The sequence below is a fragment of the Peribacillus muralis genome (genome assembly GCF_001439925.1).
In the GTDB taxonomy this organism is placed as follows: Bacteria; Bacillota; Bacilli; order Bacillales; family DSM-1321; genus Peribacillus; species Peribacillus muralis.
The window spans coordinates 16,638-39,776 of the sequence record NZ_LMBV01000017.1 but is presented as its reverse complement, the minus strand read 5'-3'; the positions used below and the strand labels follow the sequence as shown (position 1 = coordinate 39,776).

Annotated in this window: 19 protein-coding genes; 13 read left to right on the top strand and 6 right to left on the bottom strand. The window is 42.8% G+C overall.

Annotated elements, in window-relative coordinates:
- Position 1 precedes the first annotated feature (1 nt).
- Positions 2-724, top strand: a complete 723-nt coding sequence (locus tag ASU00_RS17715) for a GntR family transcriptional regulator (protein WP_057914811.1) — start codon at positions 2-4, stop codon at positions 722-724.
- Positions 725-781: 57 nt separating this feature from the next.
- Entirely contained in the window at positions 782-2,107 is a 1,326-nt protein-coding gene (locus tag ASU00_RS17710; RefSeq protein ID WP_057914810.1) for a GntT/GntP/DsdX family permease, read from the top strand.
- 147 nt (positions 2,108-2,254) lie between these two features.
- Here ASU00_RS17710 and yppF read toward each other — a convergent pair whose 3' ends face one another.
- The gene (gene yppF, locus ASU00_RS24660; RefSeq protein ID WP_082630413.1) at positions 2,255-2,437 is read right to left on the bottom strand and encodes a YppF family protein; all 183 of its coding nucleotides are present in this window, start codon (positions 2,435-2,437) and stop codon (positions 2,255-2,257) included.
- A 506-nt stretch (positions 2,438-2,943) separates the two neighbouring features.
- Positions 2,944-3,855, bottom strand: coding sequence for a LysR family transcriptional regulator (locus tag ASU00_RS17705; RefSeq protein WP_057914809.1), 912 nt, complete (start codon positions 3,853-3,855; stop codon positions 2,944-2,946).
- 308 nt (positions 3,856-4,163) lie between these two features.
- On the opposite strand from ASU00_RS17705, the gene ASU00_RS17700 reads away from it, so the two are divergent.
- Both ASU00_RS17700 and cysI read left to right on the top strand, forming a co-directional pair.
- The gene (locus ASU00_RS17700; RefSeq protein WP_057914808.1) at positions 4,164-5,978 is read left to right on the top strand and encodes an assimilatory sulfite reductase (NADPH) flavoprotein subunit; all 1,815 of its coding nucleotides are present in this window, start codon (positions 4,164-4,166) and stop codon (positions 5,976-5,978) included.
- A 27-nt stretch (positions 5,979-6,005) separates the two neighbouring features.
- Positions 6,006-7,724 carry an assimilatory sulfite reductase (NADPH) hemoprotein subunit gene (gene cysI / locus ASU00_RS17695; protein WP_057914807.1) on the top strand — a complete coding sequence of 573 codons (1,719 nt, stop codon included), beginning with the start codon at positions 6,006-6,008 and terminating at the stop codon, positions 7,722-7,724.
- 69 nt (positions 7,725-7,793) lie between these two features.
- On the opposite strand, the gene ASU00_RS17690 is transcribed toward cysI, so the two are convergent.
- The 4 genes from ASU00_RS17690 to ASU00_RS17675 form a co-directional block, all read right to left on the bottom strand.
- The gene (locus ASU00_RS17690) at positions 7,794-8,879 is read right to left on the bottom strand and encodes a Ger(x)C family spore germination protein (RefSeq protein WP_057914806.1); all 1,086 of its coding nucleotides are present in this window, start codon (positions 8,877-8,879) and stop codon (positions 7,794-7,796) included.
- Positions 8,876-9,967 carry a GerAB/ArcD/ProY family transporter gene (locus ASU00_RS17685; protein ID WP_057914805.1) on the bottom strand — a complete coding sequence of 364 codons (1,092 nt, stop codon included), beginning with the start codon at positions 9,965-9,967 and terminating at the stop codon, positions 8,876-8,878. The genes ASU00_RS17690 and ASU00_RS17685 overlap by 4 nt, the downstream gene beginning before the upstream one ends.
- Positions 9,968-9,985: 18 nt before the next feature.
- Complete coding sequence (locus ASU00_RS17680) at positions 9,986-11,512, bottom strand: spore germination protein (protein ID WP_236712767.1); 1,527 nt, start codon at positions 11,510-11,512, stop codon at positions 9,986-9,988.
- A gap of 251 nt (positions 11,513-11,763) precedes the next feature.
- Positions 11,764-13,209, bottom strand: coding sequence for a flavin monoamine oxidase family protein (locus ASU00_RS17675; protein ID WP_057914848.1), 1,446 nt, complete (start codon positions 13,207-13,209; stop codon positions 11,764-11,766).
- Between the two features lie 407 nt (positions 13,210-13,616).
- On the opposite strand from ASU00_RS17675, the gene ASU00_RS17670 reads away from it, so the two are divergent.
- The 9 genes from ASU00_RS17670 to ASU00_RS17630 all read left to right on the top strand — a co-directional run bounded on the left by ASU00_RS17670 (position 13,617) and on the right by ASU00_RS17630 (position 23,137).
- A complete protein-coding gene (locus tag ASU00_RS17670) occupies positions 13,617-14,978 on the top strand; it encodes a cytochrome ubiquinol oxidase subunit I (RefSeq protein WP_057914804.1) in 1,362 nt (453 codons plus the stop codon).
- A gap of 14 nt (positions 14,979-14,992) precedes the next feature.
- Positions 14,993-16,039 (top strand): cytochrome d ubiquinol oxidase subunit II, encoded by a 1,047-nt coding sequence (locus ASU00_RS17665; RefSeq protein ID WP_057914803.1) that lies wholly within the window; start codon positions 14,993-14,995, stop codon positions 16,037-16,039.
- 29 nt (positions 16,040-16,068) lie between these two features.
- A complete protein-coding gene (locus tag ASU00_RS17660; RefSeq protein ID WP_057914802.1) occupies positions 16,069-16,836 on the top strand; it encodes a hypothetical protein in 768 nt (255 codons plus the stop codon).
- A 178-nt stretch (positions 16,837-17,014) separates the two neighbouring features.
- Entirely contained in the window at positions 17,015-17,647 is a 633-nt protein-coding gene (locus tag ASU00_RS17655) for a TetR/AcrR family transcriptional regulator (protein WP_057914801.1), read from the top strand.
- A gap of 67 nt (positions 17,648-17,714) precedes the next feature.
- The gene (locus ASU00_RS17650; RefSeq protein ID WP_057914800.1) at positions 17,715-18,857 is read left to right on the top strand and encodes an acyl-CoA dehydrogenase family protein; all 1,143 of its coding nucleotides are present in this window, start codon (positions 17,715-17,717) and stop codon (positions 18,855-18,857) included.
- Between the two features lie 95 nt (positions 18,858-18,952).
- Complete coding sequence (locus tag ASU00_RS17645; protein WP_057914847.1) at positions 18,953-20,590, top strand: AMP-binding protein; 1,638 nt, start codon at positions 18,953-18,955, stop codon at positions 20,588-20,590.
- 12 nt (positions 20,591-20,602) lie between these two features.
- A complete protein-coding gene (locus ASU00_RS17640) occupies positions 20,603-21,952 on the top strand; it encodes an acetyl-CoA carboxylase biotin carboxylase subunit (RefSeq protein WP_057914799.1) in 1,350 nt (449 codons plus the stop codon).
- Between the two features lie 40 nt (positions 21,953-21,992).
- Positions 21,993-22,205 (top strand): acetyl-CoA carboxylase biotin carboxyl carrier protein subunit, encoded by a 213-nt coding sequence (locus ASU00_RS17635; RefSeq protein ID WP_057914798.1) that lies wholly within the window; start codon positions 21,993-21,995, stop codon positions 22,203-22,205.
- 17 nt (positions 22,206-22,222) lie between these two features.
- Positions 22,223-23,137, top strand: a complete 915-nt coding sequence (locus ASU00_RS17630) for a hydroxymethylglutaryl-CoA lyase (protein ID WP_057914797.1) — start codon at positions 22,223-22,225, stop codon at positions 23,135-23,137.
- Positions 23,138-23,139 lie beyond the last annotated feature (2 nt).

Below are 23,139 nucleotides of genomic sequence, written 5' to 3'. Positions count from 1 at the left end.
GATGAAAGTGAATAGGATAAATGGACCGATGTATTTACAAATTAAAGAAATATTGAAGGATCGTATTTTACATGGTGTTTATGCCATTGACACGAACATCCCCTCCGAGCCTCTATTGGAAGAAGAATTTAATGTAAGTAAGGTTACTGTCCGCAATGCGATCAAAGAACTTGTGCAAGAGGGATATGTTGAAAAGAAAAGCGGTAAAGGAACTAGAGTCATAGCAAATGGTTCGATTGTGAAGCTTTCCAAAGGTAAGCGCTTCACGGAACTATTGGTGGAGGAAGGGCATTTCATTTTTAAGAAAATGTTAAACATAAGTCATCTTGAACTTTCTTCTGATTCTAAGCTGCATTCATTGTTTGGCGATCATTGCATAAGCATTGAAAGAATCTATTTGTTGGACAATGAGCCTTATATTTACTTTACGCATTACGTTTCCCTGGATTTGAACCAAAATGAGTTGGACGAGGTCCAAATCAATTCTTTGTACCGTTTTTTAGAGGATCACAACGTCAAGCTTGAAGCATTCAGGGACGAGTTTGGTGTTACCATCCCGCCAGACCATATATGTGAAGCACTGAATATTGAACACAATAGTGCTGTGTTAAAGCGGATTCGGATTTCAAGTGACGGGGACGGAAATGTCAAGGAGTATAGTGAAGGATATTACAACACGACAAAACAAAACTACATCGTTACATATAACGAACCAATACAATAATTCATCTATTGTATTGGGCTCTGAATGTAAGCGATTTCTTAGGGGCGTGGAGAACATATGGAGCTATATTTATTAGGAATCACGCTGATAGCGATCGTCATTGTTATTTTGGGTGTATCATGGTGGAAGTGGCATGCATTCATAAGTTTGACTGTAGCCAGTTTATTTTTAGCTGTTTTTTCCGGACTTCCAATGGACAAGATTGTAGGCGCTTACGAAACGGGCGTCGGTGCAGTGCTAGGACACCTAATTGGCATTTTGGCTTTAGGGACGATCTTAGGGAAGATGATGTCAGACTCAGGAGCGGGCATGCAGGTTGCCGACTTCTTCATTCATAAATTCGGCGTGAAGAATTTGCCATGGGCGATGCTGTTATCTGGCTTCATCATCGGAATACCGGTATTTTTCGAAGTGGGTTTAGTCATATTGCTCCCTTTGGTCATTTCCATACGAAAATCGACTAAAGTGAATATACTATTAATAGGAATTCCAGTACTTGCTGGTTTATCGATCGTACATGGGCTGGTACCCCCGCATCCGGGAGCCATGACGGCAATCGGAATTTATAATGCTAACATGGGGCACGTACTTCTTTACTCATTGATCATAGCTTTCCCGACAGCTGTAATTGCCGGTCCTTTATTTGCAAAATGGATTCAAAAACGGGTAATTCCTGTTGGGGAACCGGAATTGATCCGGGTGGAAACGAAGTCCAATGCATTACCAGGTACAGGGGTTTCGTTCTTTATCATCCTTTTGCCTGTGTTGCTTATGGTGTTAACGGTGTTGGCGCCTTATCTACCATTACCAGCTTCCATTGAAAAATTCTTATTGTTTATCGGAAGTCCGGTAATTGCTCTATTAATCTCTTGTTTTGCTGCTTACTATTTCTTGGGCTATCGGCAAGGAATGGATAAATCGCTCATTAAAAAATTAACGGAAGAATGCTTATTGCCTTTGGCTTCCATTATATTGATTATTGGTGCGGGTGGGGGCTTCAAGCAAATTTTAATTGATAGTGGCGTGGGTACTGCAATAGCTTCCATGTCTGAACAGATATCTTTATCACCAATTGTGCTTGCATTTCTTGTGGCAGGATTGATCAGGATTGCAACAGGCTCTGCAACGGTCGCTTTGACCACCGCAGCAGGAATCGTTTCTCCTGTCGTTGCCAATATGACGGGTGTTAACTTGGAATTACTCGTAATTGCCACGGGTGCAGGTTCTCTTATGTTTTCTCATGTTAATGATGCAGGATTCTGGTTGGTCAAGGAATATATGGGATTAACCGTAAAAGAAACGTTCAAAACATGGACAGTCATGGAAACTTTACTTTCCTTTGTGGCATTCGGTCTTGTTTTGATTTTGGATCTATTTGTCTAGTGGATAGATAGCAATGCTTCCCCCCATGATGTGTCTAAGGGTGACATATCACGGGGGGTATTTTGTATTAAGGATCCGTGGGCTTTGTTAAGGAAACGAATGAATATGGCTATCTTGGTTTTCAAAGGAGTTTGGAATAGATTTCGTTCATCCAGAGGTTGTTGGATTTGCTCCTCTAAGGTATAAATCCTGACAGAGACTTCGATATTGTAAGATTGACAGCTTACCGTTAACGTATTCATTTTGAATATAGTCTAACAATTCATTGGCATGATGGGGCTTCCGGCGTTTTTCCTGAATATAATGTAGAATTAAAACTTCTATTGTCACACACTCACCTTACTTGACATGTATTTTTTTCATTAACAATATAACATGCTAATTCAAGTAATTTTCATTTTTTGAATATTTTAACTATCGACATTTTTATACAAATAAATGAACGGGTTGAATGGTTTTAGGATTTATATTCGAAAAATGCCGAAAAGAGCATTCCACTCTGCGTGATAACGGAAGTTGAAATCAGGTTGCTCACAGTTTATGTGGATTTGTACAATGACCGTTCCATTCCACTGTGCGTGAATATGAAGTTAGCATTTCAGATTGTCCATAGTTTTGGAGGATCTGTACATCGATCGTGTCATTGCACTCTGCGCGAAAAAGAAGAGAGAATTTCCATGGTCCATAGGTTTGTACTTTTCCGTTTCATTCCACTGTGTGTGAATCAAAGGTATCATTTCTCCATTCAACATCAACGAAATTAGTCTATACAAGGCACTCGAAGGAGTGTTTTCAACCACGGCCTTGTATGGTTTGGCGAAATGAAAGAATGATGCTTATTTATCAATTGGCCTCGCTTTTAAAGGCCATTTTTTATTTAACTCCCTGATAAAGGTCTTCACATTCTTTTTCTCTTCCATAATAGGAGAATAAACGTACGAGAGTGTTCTGTTAAAGGACTGATTGTTCAACTGTATAATAGAAAGAATCTTATTTTGGACGTCCCTCTCAATGACACTTCGGGAGAGGAGGGCGAGCCCTGCTCCATGTTTGATCAACGTTTCCTTGATTCCTTGATTGCTGCTAATCGTAAGTATCGATTTAATTTTCAAGCCATTGGAACGTATGACGTGGTTGAGATATTCACGTGTGCCGGAACCGACTTCCCTTGTTACCCATGCTCGGTCGTGCAAATCGGCAATTGTTACTTCATCTTTGCATGCGAGCTCATGGTCGTTCGATGAAACTACGAATAACTCATCTTGCATAAAGGGGTGCACGGATAGCTCTTTTTCATTTGTTTGGCCTTCGATTAAACCAATATCGACTTTATATAACCGAACGGCCTTGACTATTTCTTCCGTGTTTCCAATAACAACTTGAAGCTCAAGTTCCGGATAGTCCTGTTGAAGGTCAATGAGCAATGAAGGCAATATGTATTCGCCAATTGTAAAACTTGCGCCTATTTTTAACTCACCTTTGACCGATCGATCATGTTCCTGAATGTCTTGAATCGTCTGTTCATAAATGGTGATCATTTGCTTAGCCCGATCGTAAAGAATTTCTCCTGTTAAGGTGACTTTCAAAAATTTAGGTGAGCGGAGAAATAATTTGGTTTGGAACTCTTCTTCTAATTTTTTTACGTGCAAACTAACACTAGGTTGTGACATTAGAAGAATTTCTGCTGTTTTTGTGAAATTCTTGACTTCCACAAGCGTCACAAATGTTTTTAAAGCATCATAATACATAGGAATACTCCTTCTATTATTAATATTCTTAATAGTTGCAATAAATTATATATATTTTACTAATGATGCACCGTCCGGTAAAGTATTATGAAGAACTTATTTTACCTTAACGTTATATGATCATTTATTGGCAGCCTATGATTGACGTGCTCCCTCCATGCATGAACTGAGCGTTCTAAATTTTTTGCATATAAAACCGACTTGATCTATAGGAGTAAGTGATTTAATTCAGTTCATGGAGTGAATGAAGTTTTTACTACATTAGAAGTTACTAAGATAAGTTTATATTCCTTTGTGAGGTGGAAATCGTGCAACTTCAGGTAAGTAACAGTCCTTTTAATCATGAACAGGCAGAGCTTCTTAACAATCTCCTGCCTAGCTTGACAGAAAACCAAAAAGTTTGGCTGAGCGGTTATCTGGCTGCGTCTTTGTCAGTTTCCAATCCAGACACAGCATCAGTATCGGTGGTGGCAACTGAACCAGATGCCAAGACGGTATCAAAAGAAATTACCATCCTTTATGGTTCACAGACTGGAAATGCGCAAGGATTGGCAGAGAAAGCGGCAAGAATGCTTAAGGATAAAGGCTTTCATGTAACGATTTCATCGATGAGTGACTATAAGGTGAATCAGTTAAAAAAAGTCGAGAATCTTCTTATTTTCGTTAGCACGCATGGTGAGGGCGACCCACCAGATAACACGATATCTTTTCACGAGTTCCTTCATGGCAGGAGGGCGTCCAGACTTGATGATCTCCGCTTTTCCGTATTGGCGCTTGGTGACAGCTCTTATGAATTTTTCTGTGAAACCGGAAAACAATTCGATACACGCTTGGAAGAACTTGGCGCCACTCGGCTTTTTCCGCGAATGGACTGTGACCTTGATTATGATGAACCCGCTGCAGAATGGCTCGAAGGTGTCGTTTCCAGCTTAAGCACGGTGCAAGGGAACTTTGTTGCACCCGCCAACGAACAGAAAGCGCCAATAGGTGAAAAAACGTATTCCCGAACAAATCCGTTTAAAGCGGAAGTACTGGAAAATATCAACTTGAACGGTCGTGGCTCCAATAAAGAGACACGCCATCTTGAGTTATCGCTTGAAGGCTCGGGACTTACATTTGAACCGGGGGATAGTATTGGCATTTATCCGCTAAATGATTCAGCTTTAGTGGATATGCTTCTTCATGAACTCAATTGGAATCCAGAAGAAATGGTGAAGGTCAACAAGCAGGGAGACCTTCTTCCGTTCCGGGAAGCGCTCATCGCAAGTTTTGAAATAACCGTTCTAACAAAGTCGCTACTTGAACAGGCGGCCCGGATTTCAGCCAATGAGGATTTAAAGTCGCTAGTATTGCCTGGAAATGAAGAAAAACTAAAGAAATATCGTGAAGGCCGTGATTTACTTGATTTTGTCCGTGATTTTGGTTCGTGGGGAGAGTCGGCGCAAGAATTCGTCTCCATCCTTAGAAAAATGCCGGCTCGTCTATATTCGATTGCAAGTAGCTTATCCGCTTATCCGGATGAAGTGCATTTGACAATTGGAGCTGTGCGGTATGAAAGCCATGGGCGGGAAAGAAAGGGTGTCTGCTCGATTTTATGTGCGGATCGATTACAACCAGGTGACAAGCTGCCCGTATACATTCAGCATAACCAAAACTTCAAGCAGCCCGTTGATGAGAATACACCAATAATCATGATTGGGCCAGGTACAGGAGTAGCCCCATTCAGATCGTTCATTCAGGAGAGAGAAGAAACGGAAGCGAGAGGGAAAACATGGCTCTTTTTCGGCGATCAGCATTTTGTTACGGATTTCCTTTATCAGACTGAATGGCAAAAGTGGCTGGAAACAGGTGCGCTTACGAAGATGGATGTTGCCTTTTCGCGCGACACGGACGAAAAAGTGTATGTTCAAAACCGGATGACCGAGCAAAGCGGAGAGTTATTCCAATGGCTGCAGGACGGGGCAGCGCTATACATTTGCGGCGATGAGAAAAACATGGCACATGATGTCCATCATACTTTAATCGAGATCATTGAAAAAGAAGGCCGGATGAGCCATGCCGATGCGCAAGCTTACCTAGATGAAATGCAGCAGAATAAACGCTATCAACGTGATGTGTACTGAAACTATCGATGAAAAGGAGATAACAACATGGTGAACCGACTATTACAAGCACCTGAAGGACCGCCAAGTGATGTTGAGCAAATAAAAGAAAGAAGCAACTATTTGCGGGGCACACTTGAAGAGGTGATGCTAGATCGCATTAGCGCCGGTATTCCAGACGATGATAATCGCCTGATGAAACATCATGGCAGCTATTTGCAGGATGATCGGGACCTTCGCAATGAGCGTCAAAAACAAAAACTTGAACCTGCCTTTCAGTTCATGCTGCGCGTGCGCATGGCGGGCGGGGTTGCGTTGCCATCACAATGGCTGGTCATGGATGACCTTGCCCAAAAATACGGAAACGGTACCTTGAAATTGACGACAAGACAGACCTTTCAGATGCATGGCATTTTGAAATGGAATATGAAAAAAACGATTCAGGAAATCCATGCTTCCATGCTCGATACAATTGCCGCATGTGGTGATGTCAATCGGAATGTGATGTGCAATTCGATACCGTTTCAATCAGAAATCCATTCCGAAGTATACGAATGGTCGAAAAAATTGAGTGATTATTTATTGCCACGTACAAGGGCGTACCATGAGATCTGGCTGGATGAAGAAAAAGTTGTCGGCACTCCTGAAATGGAGGATGTCGAACCGATGTATGGGCCGCTTTATTTGCCAAGGAAGTTTAAAATAGGCATTGCAGTCCCTCCATCAAATGATATAGATGTCTATTCCCAGGATCTAGGCTTCATAGCGATTGTTGAAAGTGGAAAACTCGTTGGGTTCAATGTGGCAATCGGGGGCGGAATGGGAATGACCCATGGGGACAAGGCGACCTATCCCCAGTTAGCCAAAGTCATTGGCTTTTGTAGGCCTGAGCGAATCCTTGATGTGGCGGAGAAGATCATTACGATTCAGCGTGATTTCGGTAATCGTTCCGTCCGGAAAAATGCACGGTTCAAATATACCGTTGACCGCCTTGGGCTGGAACAGGTAAAGGTTGAATTGGAAAATCGCCTTGGTTGGAGCTTGGACGAAGCGAAGGCGTATCATTTTGACAATAACGGTGACCGCTACGGCTGGGTGAAGGGCTTACGTGGAAAGTGGCATTTTACCCTGTTTGTCGAAGGTGGCCGAATTGCCGATTATAACGATTACAAACTGATGACAGGTTTACGTGAAATCGCTAAGATTCATACGGGGGATTACAGGCTGACGGCCAATCAAAACTTGATCATTGCTGATGTATCGAGCGAGAAAAAGAAAAAAATCACTGATTTGCTCGAAACATACGGCCTGACGGATGGGGCACACCATTCAGCTCTCCGTCGAAGCTCGATCGCTTGCGTATCGCTTCCAACATGCGGGCTGGCAATGGCCGAGGCGGAACGTTATTTGCCGGTTTTACTTGATAAAGTCGAGACCATCGTTGATGAAATCGGACTGCGCGAGGAAGAAATCACGATACGCATGACCGGTTGCCCGAATGGCTGTGCCCGTCATGCACTCGGAGAAATCGGTTTTATCGGGAAGGCACCTGGCAAGTACAATATGTATCTAGGTGCTGCCTTTGATGGTAGCCGGTTAAGTAAAATGTACCGTGAAAACATCGGCGAAGCAGAGATTTTAAAAGATCTGCATGTCCTGCTTTCCCGTTATGCTAAAGAACGACATGACGAAGAGCATTTCGGTGACTTTGTCATCCGTGCAGGGATCGTCAAAGAAGTGACGGATGGAACGAATTTTCATGATTGATTGAAACAACAAGAACGAGGCGGGAATGCAACCCTGTCTCGTTTTTGTTCCGATATATATTTTTTTCATTCATTCCGAAACCCCAGTTTGAAGGATGTCAGTTTTGGCCTCTACACGAATGTCCATGTTTGGATACATGCCTTTCCATCGTTCATACGTCATTCTTTTATTTTTGGCGTGGAATTTTTCCTTTAAGCCAAGCGGGTCAATATTTCTTTTCTGAAAATCCTTAATTAGCCTGGTTGCCTGTTTCGTAATGTCGGCTTCCATATCCTGCTCGATTTTTTTGATCATTTTTCTATTCGTAAGATTATCACTTCTCATTGACTCCTTTATTTGCCCTTTTATTTTGAGTTTTATCCTTATTGATGGATGACTCTCTGAGCCGGATACATCATATTTTGTCCCGCTTCGGATGCTTTCCACTACGATATCACTCTTCTTCTTGTCATTTAATTTGAACTTATATACGCCCCTTCGATGATGTTGAACTAAAGTCTTGAAAACGAACATATCCTTTGATTGCACTTTATTGACGATCTTATTTTCATGAAACAGGGCAACACCGGAAACGGCCACGTCCTTACCACGTTTTTTTATTATTGGAAGATAAGCATCACCGCCATCTTCCAAGGAATCCCCTAGAAAAAGGTGGAGGTTGGTATCCGGTCCGTTCCCTGTTTCATTTTGTTGATTTATTAAATTCGATAAATATATCCCGATATTCACATATGAATTTGGGGGTTTTATATTGATGACATTTTTGACGTTTCCTTCGACGATGACGAGAAGAACCCTATTACCAAGCTGGGGCTCACGATAAAGATAATCGGTCAGTTCTGTCATCCCGATTTTATGAACGATTTTTTCACTGAATAACACGATGCGGGTCTGTCCTAGCAACACCGTTTTGTCTGCTTTTTTGGAAACGGCAGCTTGAACATCACTCGTCGTCGATGACGTTCCTGACAAGATTTGATATTTACCCATTTGTTCTTGTTGGAAGATAGGAATGACGAACATCCCTTCAATCCGGTCATTTTCCAATATATCGTAGCCGATTGCCTGGGACATATTAACTTCGTCAACCACTCGAGGCTGGGCACAGCTGCATAGAATGGTACAAGTCAAGATAATAGGAAATAATTTTCTCATAATCGGTTCCTCTTTTTCTTAATATAGATGATGACCAAAAGAAGAGGCAGGTATGAAACAAGGAAGAGCACCCCGTAGGGATTGATGATTTTCTCCAATATATTCAATGAATCTACATCGAAAAAGAATATGTTGATGATCAGAATAATGAGGGACATCCCCCATAACGGGTACTTTTGCTGGACATTGAATAAACGCTTGAACCCCCTGCTGGCAGCCCACAAGGAGATGGTTATGTTCGGTATGATGACGATGGCCCACCAAGAAACATATATATATTCAAATCTTTGGATAAAGGCCAATTCTACGATGCTAGTCATGGTGAGGGTCGGCCATATGTTCAAAACCAACTGATTCTGCGAATAAAAAACGAGTGAAACCAAATAAACGATTACGGTGATCAACGTTGTCGTCAAAGCCCCTCCATGAGCATATTTTTGAGAAGCTTTCGCATCTTTGATGAAAGGGTAGAACATCAGGATCAGTTCAAATCCAATCATCGATAATGCACTATGTTTCGTACCTGTCCAAATATCCAAGAGAGAGTGGTCGAAAACCGGCAGTAAATTGGTGAATTCTGAGTATTTCATGGCATAAAAGAGAACGAATGCAAGCCAAAAGGTCATCATCACACTCAAAAAGGCAATCCCGGTAATCGTACGGAATCCTCCGGTATTTATATAGTAAATCAGGATGAGGAAGACTAGCGAAAACGACCAAGCAGGAACTTCTTCAAACATCCAGACATGTATGATCTGAATGTAGCTGACCATGACCGTCGATCCGAGAACCAAAAAGTAAGCGATGAAAAGCAAGCTGAAGAGGTTCCCGCCCCATTTCCCGAAAGCATGATGATTGACGCTTAAAATATCACCAGGAACCATACTGAAAATCTTGTATATCACCCATATCAGGGAATGGACAATCAATCCTGCCAAGAGTATTGAAATCCAGCCATCCGTTCCTGTCGACTTTGCTAAAATTCTTTGGAAGCTGAGCACACCGATTCCGGTTTGCATCGAATGAACTAAAAAAAACACATAGAAGGGTGCTACCATATATTTTTCGTTTACATCAGTTTGGTTCATAGAGGCGCCTCATTACAATCATTCATTAAAATCATTAGTTTTTCTCTTGCTTTTTTTCGGCTTTGATTGCCTTGTTGTATCCTCTGTCCGTAAATTGACTGGTCGCGATTTAAAAAAAGTAAAAGGAAGCCGCACGAAGCTATCTTTCCAATCCTTTATGTGGAAGGGATATATCGGCTCAAGGTACGGGTGTCCCATCGATGTCAATTTAATAAGGTGTGTCATTAAAAACACGGCCGAAATGGTAATTCCGAGCAGCCCCCAAATTTGGGCCCCGACTAAAAAAGGGAACCGCAGTAACCGGATGGCATTGCCCATTTTATAAATCGGGGTTACAAAGGATGCCAGTGCCGATAAAGCGACGATGATCAACAAGATATTGCTCGTCAGTCCGGCAACAACGGCGGCCTGTCCGATAACGATACCGCCGACGATACCCAATGTTTGACCAACCTTTGTCGGAAGCCTGGCGGCCGCCTCCCGCAATAGCTCAATGGAAATTTCTAAGAATAACGCTTCAATCAATGGCTGGAAAGGGATCAAATTCCTTGAAGTGACGATCGTTTCCAAAAGATCTTTAGGAATCAGTTCATAATGGTACGTCAGGACAGCTACATAAAGCGGTGTCGCGAATATCGAAAAAATGACCGCGAAAATCCTCAATAAACGAAATGCCGAAGCAGGAACCCATGGCATATTATAATCTTCCATCGTTATAAAGTACTCCAACAAAATGGTTGGGGCAATCAAGGCGGATGAAGACCTATCAACGATCATCGCTACTTTCCCTTCAGCCAATGCACTTGCGATGCGATCGGGTCTTTCCGTATATAGGAAAAGGGGGAACAAGGTATTCGTATCATCGTAAAGCATTTGCGCAAGATGAGAACCGTCCAAGATTTCATCAAAATCTATTTCACTGATGCGCTTGACGACAGTGTCGACATTTTCCTTGTCAACGATACCTTCTATCGCCAAGACCGCCACTTTCGTTTTCGATAAAGTACCCACAGTCAATTCAGTTACTTGCAAACTGGGTACGGGCAGCCTTTTTCTGACGAGGTTAAGATTGATATCGATATCCTCGACAAAAGCCTCCTGTGGGCTTATGATTCCAAATTCGAGCTCGGGTTTATCTACTTGCCGCCCATGTTGGGCAACAACATTAATCAACAAACACTCATCAAGGTTTGCATCTAATCGAATGGCGATATGCCCTCTCATGATTCTATCTTCGATCACAGTTCTCGTACTGGTGATGAGCGTATCTTCGATTGGGATGCTTTCTCTCATTTGCCCCAAATTGATTTTTTCCAAGCTTGGTATTACCGAAAGCACACTTTTGTGAAGCTCTTGTGCATCAATTAAAGAACGATAATACGATACCCAATACCCTACGCCATTATATGTACCTTGATGGTTTATGAAATCATAGGATGAAGACAGAGTATTAAATAGATCGCGCACTTCGGAAACTCCATGGACGCCTTCATCCTTATCCGTTTGTTGTGTGCTGCTTTGTTTGGACTTTTTCCGGTTAAACAATGTTGTCACCTCATAACTCATGCTTATGAAGAGTAGCATTTGCAATTAAATGACAGATTAACCATTTTAAAACGAGAAGCAAAAAAAATCCTCGTACATTAGCAGGGACAAGCAAGAATGATGTGGACGATGATAGGTTAGTTGTTTTCTCTGTCCATCGTGCGAGATTTTAAAGGCCACTAATGCGACTCATATGCAAATTGTTTGTGCAGCTTGTCGATTAGTATCACTGTGAATGGAAAGGGAATGGGTTAGCGGTTAAAAGTCCTTGGTAGGTTGGTCACTTCATGTGCAACCCTTATCCCGGATTGGATTCCTCCTTCGATCCAGGCTGGCGCCGTTGAGGTATGCTCCCCGGCGAAGTGGACCCTCCCTTCAGGGGTGGGGATATATGGGAACAGGTCCATTTCCTGACCAGGTTTGAACATGGAAAAAGCACCATAGGCATACTGATTCAAGGTCCAGCTATAGGAAACGCCGGTTAAAAATTGGTCGTACACTTGATTTCCATGGACCTTTTCCAGATTTTTTAAAGCGTTTTGGATACGATCTTCCTCAGGGAGTATATCCCATAATGTGGCATCATCTTCCCATGTATAACTAGCAACGAGGAGCCCGGATTCACTTCGGTTAATCAGTTGATTAGGGTAATAACCAAACCTGATGGGAAGATCGGTCGACAATTTCCCGCCGAAGATTCCTTCCCTTTCCCAAAACCGTTGCCTGAATTGAAGCCCGATTTTTGTCGATGCAGCATAATGGAGCTCCCTGATTGCCTTCCACTTATTATGCGAAAAGGAATTCCGTGGCTCAATCTCGATAAAGGATAATAATTGAAGGGGAATCGTCACGATGGCAAGGTCTCCGGTTATCGTAAAGGGTGTTTTGCTTTGAGTATGTTTAGAATGAATGGTGACTTGATTTTTCTGTTGAATGATTTTTGTCACTTGATGATTGAATTTTAGATTTTCCTTTAATTCGGGTAAAAAAGCATAAGGAAGCCGATCATTGCCGCCCTCGATTGCATAAAAATCGAGGTCCGGGTTAAAGAGCGGCATTAGCTCACGAAGTATGGCAGGAAAAGAAAGCTCCGGGAATCCTTCCAAGCCTAAAAGGACCTTTATGCTTTCTATTGCTCCAGTGGAAAGGCTGATTCCTACTGGATTGTACTGCAAAAAGAAGCTCATCGAGTATTTATCGAATTCTCTAATGACGATGCCCCAATTATTAATCGGATCTTGATTGATGAAATCCGTCACTGGTTTAATCGCCATATTGAGTAATTCTTCGGCTGTTTTCCCTTTTTCATGTGGTGCTACCGGATATCTCAATATATCCGGGTTTCGTTGATAAATGGCAGCTGTCGTCTTGATGTTATTAGCATAAATGGGGTCATTTGGAGTCGAATTCACAAATGAAATCGTTCGTAATTGGTATTTCTTAATATATTCAGCAACCAAATAGTGATAGTTCGGGATGCGCATCGCACCAGCCTCGAAATAGGCATCATCAAAAAATGGTCCTCTCATAGTCAATATGCGCCCGCCGAGCCTCGCAGTTGCTTCCAATATCGTTATTTCGTGCCCTGCTTCTTTTAAAAGGGACGCGGCAACTAAACCAGATATGCCGGCCCCAATGATAATGATCTTCTTGGGAGTGTGGGAGGGACCAAGTCCATTTTTGATGACAGCGAGCATTTGATCGGGTGAAAGCGGATCGTTTGAAAAGGCCAAATTGTTACGCTCCTCTCTGAATGTGTCTTTCTAAAGGGGATTTACGCTATCATATTCTAAAGAGTTCACAGTTTATGAAGGATCTTGATTATTTGTTCAAGTAGGTGACGAAAATCAGCAATTAAGGAACATCAAGGAGGTCATTAAAACGGCAGTCCATTTTCACCTTACATTAATAGAAGAAAATCATCATTTATATATATCAACAATAACCTCGTTAGAATATAGGATACTTACATTCCTCAAAAACATATCAGCTAAGCATCTCCTACTACTGAAACCTATCAAAATTTAGTTTGTGGAATTTTATTAAATATTTTCCTTTTCAGCGGAGATACTACCAAGAGACAAAGGTTGGAAAGGAAGAAAGTATGGATCATTTACAAATTGCCCGTGCAATGTTCGGGACGAATATGGCTGTACATATCATATTTGCGACGATAGGCGTCGGGTTGCCGCTAATGATGTTGGCGGCAGAATTGATGTATCAAAGAACAAAGGATTTACAGTATGTTGTCATGGCTAAACGCTGGACGAAAACATTAGCGGTGTTACTTGGAGTGGGAATCCCGACTGGTACGATCGCTGGTGTCCAACTATCACTGTTATGGCCTGGATTCATGGAAGTGATTGGCCGAGTGATGGCTCTTCCGTTCCAAATCGAGATTTATGCATTCATGGTTGAAGCGTTGTTCATGTCAATTTATGTGTATGCAGCTGAAAAGATCAAGCCTTGGGCACGCATCGTGAGCTTGTTCTTTGTCGCATTCGGAGCGCTGGCTTCGGCTGTTTTGATTTCAAATGTCCATGCATTTGAAGGGACGCCAGCCGGATTCCGGTTTGAAAATGGGGAAATAGTCGATGTGGATCCTTGGGCGGCTTTTTTCAATCCAAGCTTCCTGGTGACAGCTGGACATACGGCGCTTACAGCATATGCAACAGGTGCTTTTGTCGTAGCGGCAGTTGCTGCCTACAAAATGTTGAAAAATAAATACGGAACCACTGAATTTAATTTTCACCAAAAAGCGCTGAAGCTCAGCATCGTATTAGGTTTGTTTTTTTCCTTTTTGACAGCTCTCAACGGACATGCGACCACTCAACATTTGTATCGCGAACAGCCAGAAAAACTAGCGGCTGCTGAAGGCTTGTTTGAAACGAGGGATCATGCCGGTCTTACCTTATTAGGTTATACCGATCGAGAAGCCCAGGAAGTGAAATATGGAATTGAATTTCCTGGGTTGTTAAGCTTTTTATCAGGCAATAGTTTCGATACGGTCGTAACGGGCTTGAATGATTTTCCCGAGGAGTATTGGCCGCCGCTTTATGTCCATATCCTATTCAACGGTATGGTGATTATTGGTACGGGTTTAATCGCTTTATCTCTGTTTGCTTTGGTATGGAGCAAATTGCTGAAAAAGGATACCTACCCGAAATGGATTCTCTGGCTGTTTGTGGCGTCAGGGCCGCTCTCGGTGATTTCAATTGAATTCGGTTGGATTTTTGCTTGTACAGGCAGGCAGCCCTGGACGATATACAGGATGCTTACCACTGCGGATTCGGTCACGACATATGAGAACCTTGGATTTTTGTTCACGATGTTCATTATCGTCTATATCGTGTTATGCGTTTCAGTCGTGTTTACACTGGTGTACTATTTCAAACGACATTCGATAAGTGATGATATTTACAAAGCCGAACAAAAAGATGTGAGGCTCTTCGATTCCAATTCATAAAAGGAGGAAGGCTAATGAGTGATGCTCTTCTTGCCATAACGCTGGTGTGGGGCTTTATTTTTCTTTATGCCATCATGGCATCCATGGACTTTGGTGCTGGGTTCTGGGCGATGACTTACATTAAAAAGGAAGAAACGAATGCTACGAAGATAGCGAATAGCTATTTATCGCCAACTTGGGAAGTGACCAATACGTTTATCGTGGGTCTTGTCATCGCGATTTACAGTTTATTTCCAGGTGCGGTATTTACGATAGGAGTGGCCTTGATCGTTCCAGCAAGCCTCATCTTGGTTCTGCTTTGTATTAGGAGTGCTTTCTTGGTGTTCTCCCATAGCGTAGACAAATATGAAAAAGTGCTAACGTATATTTCAGGAATTACGGGCTTGATCATCCCAGGACTTTTAATCAGTGTCTTGCCTATTACACATTTAGGCTTTCTCGAAGGGGTGAGGGGGAATGAAGAGCTGAATCTTACGAAACTTTTCACGAGCCCCAATGAATACGCCTTTTTGCTATTCGGGATATTGAGCACGCTTTTTTTATCATCGCTGTTGCTATCCGACTACTCAAAGCAAGCGGATGAGATGAAAGCATACAAAATCTATCGCAGGGATGCGATGATAACCGGACCACTGATGTTAGTCATGGCATTGCTGGTAATGTTTACATTAAAAAACGAAGCGAATTGGATCTATGTAGAGATGATGAAAAACTCAGCATTATTACTTCTTTCACTTGTTTTTTTTGTCTTAGCCGGAATAGCTCTGTATCTTCCGTATTTTTCTAAACGGGAGGTAAAAGGGATGCCGCGCCTTGCCGTCGTTTCGATTATCATTCAGTATTTAATCGGCAGTTATGTCTATGGAATTGCCCATTTACCGTATATCATCTATCCAAATGTCACGATCCTTTCAGGTTTTACCGACCCGACATCATTCAGGGCCGTGTTTGCCACATATATCGTTGGCTTTGCGATATTGGTCCCAGGCTTTTATTATTTCTGGTCGATCTTCATGAAGGATCAGCGTCGTAAGTTCAAACGGAGACAAATGACCAATTAGTTCACCCTGTGAAAGGAGAGGTTATCACGATGAAAAAGTTAAATTTGCTAAAATATGCGGTTTTAGTTCTTTCACTCTTTTTGAGCTATCAGGCTGTTGAAGCCCATGATAAGAATTTTCAGGTTGATGGCACTTACATTTCGACAAAAAGGGATGTAACAGGGGACCAAAAAATGGATATCATCCAGGTTCAGGGGCTGCCATATAAAGCGGGAAGCAAGTTTCTGAAGAAAATTGAATTGAGTGTTGAAAGCAATCGCCGGACGATCAGTGTCCCGTTAGATGCAGGGTATAATCCTGATTTAAAGGTAGCGGACTTGAATAATGATGGACTGCAGGACGTATTGGTTACGGTGTTGATGGAAGGCAACAAGCGTTTAGTCACAAGCTACGCCTATACATTCAAGGATGGTGAAGCGCATGAACTGGATATCCCACCATCCGTCCCTGTAACGGCGCAATTTCTGGACGGATATAAGGCCCAAATCAGCATTGAAGGACAAAGGCCTGTCGTGGTAGATATCCGGTCAAGAAAAAAAGCTTACGATGAATTGGGCATTTATCAAAACGGAAAGCTGAACGAACCGACCGAGCTGTTGGTGGATCCATATTCGACGCTTGACATTAAGTCAGTCTTTGGAAAAGGAAAGAGACTTATCGGAATCCAAAAAGTGAGCGGAGCCGATGAACGTGATCCGTTAGTGGAAATCCAGTCGGTTTGGACGTACAAAAATGAATGGAAGCTTGTAAAAGCCAAGGTAAAGGAAATCAAGGGTAACAAGCAAAAAAAGGGATAGGATCACTTTAAACAGAACGAAAGCAGAAGGCAGCTCTTGATTAAAAGGGCTGTTTTTCATTTAATTTAAAAATTGACAATTTTTAAATTTTTGGTAAAATCTAAATAAATCCAGTTTATACATAACAAGTCTTTGACAACTGGATTGAATGTAAGCGGATACAAAAAGGGGGTGGAGAATTACGGAGTTAAGAGAAAAAATAATCGAAACATCGTTGACGCTCTTTGAACAGCATGGCTACCATGGTGTCTCCGTTAATGAAATCGTGAAGGCATGCGGAACCAGTAAGGGTGGTTTTTATCACCATTTTTCTTCTAAAGATGAACTCTTATTTGTCATTCATGATTACTTTATTTCATATGTATTAACAAAAGCACAGGAAGCGATTTCAGAAAGCACCCACCCAACCGAAAAAATACAAAAAATCATTCAATCATTCGTAAAAGTGTTTGACCTCTATCAGCCGCACATCTCAGTTTTCTATCAAGAAAGCATTTACTTAAAACCACCATATGTGGAAGAAATCAAAAAAAAGCGTCAGATGTATAAAGAAATAATTTTTTCTGTCATCCAAGATGGGATTGACAAAGGAGTATTCCGCAGCGAATTGCCGGTGGAGATTACCGGGATGTCGATTCTAGGCATGGTGAACTGGTCCTACAAATGGTACAAAAGGGACGGCGGAAAAAGTATTGATGAAATAGGTGACATATACGTAGATTTGATTCTGCACGCATTGTTGACAGATAAACAAAAAGAAGCGGAAATCGCTCAGCCATTTTTACTTGTTAACCAATTGGCTGTGGATTAAACAGTAAAATTTGATTAAAACAGACCAACTAGTCGGTCTTGGTCTCAATAGAAAGGGGAATGAATATATGGATTTTTCACTTACGAAAGAACAGCAGATGATTAAGGAAATGGTTCGGGAATTTGCCCAAAAGGAAATAAAACCGATTGCGATAGAGTTGGATGCAAAGTCGATGTTCGCTGAGGATGCATTCAAAAAAATGGGCAAACTCGGATTGCTTGGAATTCCGTTCCCTGAAGAATATGGCGGTTCCGGCGGCGATACGATTTCGTATGCCATTGCAGTTGAAGAGATTGGCAAGGCGTGCGGGGGAACCGGATTAAGTTATGCAGCAGCCGTTTCACTTGGGGCAAGTCCAATCTATTATTTCGGAACCGAGGAACAGAAGCAAAAATATCTTGTTCCAATCACAACTGGTGAAACGCTTGCAGCATTCGGATTGACAGAGCCTAATGCTGGTTCGGATGCAGGAGGTACGAGAACCTCTGCCGAATTAGAAGGTGATGAATATGTGATTAATGGTGAGAAAACATGGATAACGAATGCTAGCTATTCAAGAACGATCACCGTCACCGCAGTATCGGGAAAGGATGCACGGGGTAAGAACATCATCTCGGCATTCATCGTGCCAACCGATGCTAAAGGCCTTACGATCAATAGCAATTATGAAAAGATGGGCGTCCGCGCTTCCAATACGTGTGAAATCATTCTGGATAATGTCCGAGTGCCAAAGGAAAATTTATTGGGTGATCCAGAAAAAGGATTCAAGCAGTTTTTATTCACGTTGGATGGAGGAAGGATTTCAATTGCCGCGTTGGCAGTCGGTATCGCACAAGCAGCCTTTGATAAGGCTTTGGCTTTTTCAAAAGAACGCATTCAATTTGGAAAATCGATTTCAAGTTTCCAGGCGATTCAATTCAAGCTTGCGGATATGGCAATGGAAATAGAATTGGCACGAAATATGGTCTATAAGGCGGCATGGTTAAAAGACAATACAAAACCGTTTGCAAAGGAAGCGGCATACGCCAAGCTTTTTGCAAGTGAGACCGCGTTCCGGGCTAGCAATCAGGCAATTCAAATACATGGCGGTTCCGGCTATATGCGGGAATATGAAGTGGAACGCTATTTAAGAGATGCCAAGTTATTGGAAATTGGCGAAGGCACTTCTGAAATTCAAAGAATCGTGATCGCGAGACAATTAGGCTGTTAATCATTCCGGTACGCAAATGAACAACGTAAAACTTCAATTTAGGTAAAAAGCAGTCATTCTTACTTTTATTTTATAGGAGGAGTTTAATGTCTGAATTGCTAGATATCACTATTGGAAAACTGCTTGAAAGAACAGCCGAACAATATGGCGATAATGAAGCGGTGGTGTACCATGAACTTGGTATCCGCCATACGTACAGCGAATTCGAAAAAATTTGCCGGCAGGCGGCCAGGGGTTTTATGTCACTCGATATTAAAAAAGGGGAACATATCGCAATCTGGGCGTCCAACAAGCCGGAATGGCTCATTTCCCAATTTTCCACAGCGAAAATGGGCGGGGTATTGGTTACGGTCAATACGAATTACCGTACTAGTGAACTGGAGTATTTGCTTAAGCAATCGGATTCGACGACGATTATTCTGATGGAGCAATTCAAGGATCATTCCTATATAGATACGCTGTATGAAATTGTACCTGAATTGAAAACTGCAAAACCAGGAAAATTGCAATCTGAGAAACTGCCAAAACTGAAAAACATCATCGTTCTAGGCAAAACACGTTACCCGGGCACATTTTCATGGGAAGACGTCATGAATGGAGGTCAATCCATTTCAGATGAGGCACTGGATCGGAGAATGGCGGAATTGGCTCCCGGTGATGTGATCAATATGCAATACACATCAGGGACGACAGGATTTCCAAAAGGGGTAATGTTGACGCACTCCAACCTGGTCAACAACGGATTGAATGTCGCGGATTGCATGAAGCTTACAAAGGATGACAGGCTCTGCATCCCTGTCCCGCTTTTTCATTGTTTCGGCTGTTCGCTCGGCTCGATGGCTTCCGTTTCTGTTGGGGCGACAATGGTGCCCATTGTGGAATTCAATCCCCGAATGGTCCTTCAAACCGTTGAGGCCGAAAAATGTACGTCGCTACACGGTGTTCCGACCATGTTCATTTCGCAACTTAATCTCGATGATTTCGACAAATACGATTTGAGTTCTTTGCGGACTGGGATCATGGCAGGCTCGACCTGTCCGATCGAGGTCATGAAAAGTGTGGTCAATAAGATGGGGATGTCCGAAATAACGATTACGTATGGGCAAACGGAATCCTCTCCTGGCATTACCATGACCAGAACGGATGATCCAGTCGAGCTTCGCGTTTCTTCAGTGGGAAGGGCATTGCCGAAAGTGGAAGTGAAGATTGTCGATCCGGCCACTGGCGAAGAAGTACAAAGGGGCATGCAGGGGGAGCTTTGTTCAAGGGGCTATCATGTGATGAAGGGATATTATAATAATCCAGAAGCCACGGAGCAGGCAATTGACGGAGAAGGCTGGCTTCATACGGGTGATTTAGCGGTCATGGACGAAAATGGCTATTGCAAGATAACAGGCAGGCTGAAAGATATGATCATCCGTGGTGGCGAAAATATTTATCCGCGTGAGATAGAAGAATTCCTCTATCAGCATCCGGCCATTGTCGATGTCCAGGTGCTTGGGGTCCCTGACCAAAAGTATGGGGAAGAAGTGGCGGCATGGATTATCCTGAAAGCGGGGGAAACCTTGACGGAGCAGGAAGTGGCCACGTATTGCAAGGGGAAAATATCTTTTCATAAGATTCCCCGGCACATTCATTTCACCGATGCTTATCCAATGACCGCATCGGGTAAAATCCAAAAATTTAAGCTGCGGCAACAAACGCTTGACCTACTGACGGAACGTATTGACTAAGGAGGGCATGAGATGATTGGAAAAATTCTTATCGCAAACAGAGGGGAAATTGCGTCACGGATTATTCGAACATGCAAGAAAATGGGCATAAGCACGGTTGCGGTACACTCGGAAGCTGATGCAAATGCGCCATTTGTAGGCTTAGCGGATGAAGCATACTCATTGGGCGGCTCGAGAGTCCAGGAAAGTTATTTAAACGTCAAGAAAATTTTGGAGATCGCTAAAGATACCGGAGTGGAGGCGATTCATCCGGGATATGGATTTTTGAGTGAAAATGCAGATTTCGCGCGTTCTTGCGAAGAAGCTGGTGTAATATTCATTGGTCCAAAACCGGAAGTCATCCAGCAGATGGGAAATAAAGTCGAGGCACGGAAAAAGATGGAGCAAGCAGGCCTTCCACTGGTTCCAGGGTTTTCCCGTCCATTAATTGATGCTGCTGAAGCGGCAGCCGTTGCCGAAAGTATTGGTTATCCCGTCATGTTGAAGGCTGCAGCGGGTGGCGGTGGGATCGGCATGCAGGCCGTATCCAATGAAGATGAGCTTTCGAAGGCATTTGAAGGCAATCAAAAACGTGCCCAATTGTTTTTTGGCAATGGCGATATGTTCATCGAAAAATTAATAGAAAAACCGCGACATATCGAAATCCAGGTGTTGGCGGATTCCTTTGGTAACGCCGTTTACTTATGGGAAAGGGAATGCTCTGTCCAAAGGCGCCACCAGAAGGTCGTGGAAGAGGCCCCTTCGTCTTTCCTTGACGAAGAAACAAGGAATAAAATGGGGTTCGCGGCCATTAAGGCGGTCAAGTCAATCGGATACAGCAATGCAGGTACACTTGAATTTTTAGTTGATGCAGATAAAAACTTCTATTTTCTAGAAATGAATACACGCCTTCAGGTTGAGCACCCTGTCACTGAAGAAATTACCGGATTGGATCTGGTGGAACAGCAAATTAACATCGCATCCGGCAATAAACTGGATTTCTCGCAAGTCGACATTAAAAAGGCTGGACATTCCATTGAAGTGCGCATATATGCAGAAGATCCAAAAACGTTTTATCCAGCACCAGGGACGATCACAAACCTGGATCTTCCGTCCGGCGAAGGAATCCGTCATGAGTTGGCGGTGCATGGAACATCCGTCGTGTCTCATTTTTATGACCCAATGATCGCAAAATTGGTGGTTAGCGGTGACTCAAGGGATGAAGCCATCGAAAGATTAAGAGAGGCGTTGGACCAGTATAAAATAGAAGGCATTAAAACGAACCTTCCGCTTCTTTTGGAAATCATCTCACATGACGCTTTTTCCAAAGGTGATACGACTACGGATTTCATAGATAAATATATTAAAAAAATGACTGTATAGAGCATGACTATCAAACATATATGATCAGGAGGAATGTAAGATGGCAGAATTAAAAGCAAGCATGGCAGGTAGCGTATGGAAAATCGTCGCGAATGAGGGTCAAAGTGTCACCGACGGGCAGGATATCGTCATTTTGGAATCGATGAAAATGGAAATCCCGATTGCGGCTGAGGAAGCGGGAACCATTAAAGAACTAAAAGTGAATGAGGGAGATTTCGTGAATGAGGGTGACGTACTGGCTATCATTGAATAAGGGAATGGAGGGATAAAATGAATTGGCCTGAAAAAGTGACGATTAAGGAAGTCGGTCCGCGGGACGGTCTCCAAAATGAACAGATCATCGTACCGACGCAAAGCAAAATTGATTGGATCGATCAACTCTCTGAAACAGGTCTTTCCTATATAGAAGTTACATCCTTTGTAAACCCGAAGTGGATTCCTCAATTGAGCGATGCCGTCCAGGTGGCAAAGGGAATAAAGCGCAATCCACATATCACCTATGCCGCACTCGTCCCGAATGAAAGGGGGCTTGAGGCTGCGCTTGAGGGGGACATCGATGAAATTTCAGTTTTCATGTCATCAAGTGAAACCCATAATCTTAAAAACATCAATAAAACGATTTCCGATACCTTGCCAATAATGAAGGATGTCATCGGAACAGCCGCAAAAAGTGGAAAAACGGTCAGAGGGTATGTTTCGACCGTTTTCGGCTGTCCATATGAAGGGGAGATATCGCTAGATCAAGTCTTTCGGGTGTGTGACCAACTGTTTGACTACGGAATCAGTGAGGTTTCACTGGGAGATACGATTGGGGTTGCCTCACCTAGGGCTGTTGCCTCGTTCCTTGAAAGTGCCGTGAAAAGGTATGATCTTAGCCGGATTGCACTTCATTTCCATGATACAAGGGGCATGGCCTTAGCGAATGTTCTCCAAGCACTGGAGTATGGAGTCGACACGTTCGATTCTTCGCTCGGTGGTTTGGGCGGCTGTCCATATGCACCAGGTGCGAGCGGCAATGTTGCGACAGATGACCTGATTCATATGCTACATAATATGGGGATTCAAACAGGAATAAATCAAGAAAAACTAATCCAGGCAGCGTCCATGATGCAAAGCTTTTTGGAAAAACCTTTACTTAGCCATCAAATGGCCGTTTACAACGCACAATTAGAGGAATCGAGGTGAAA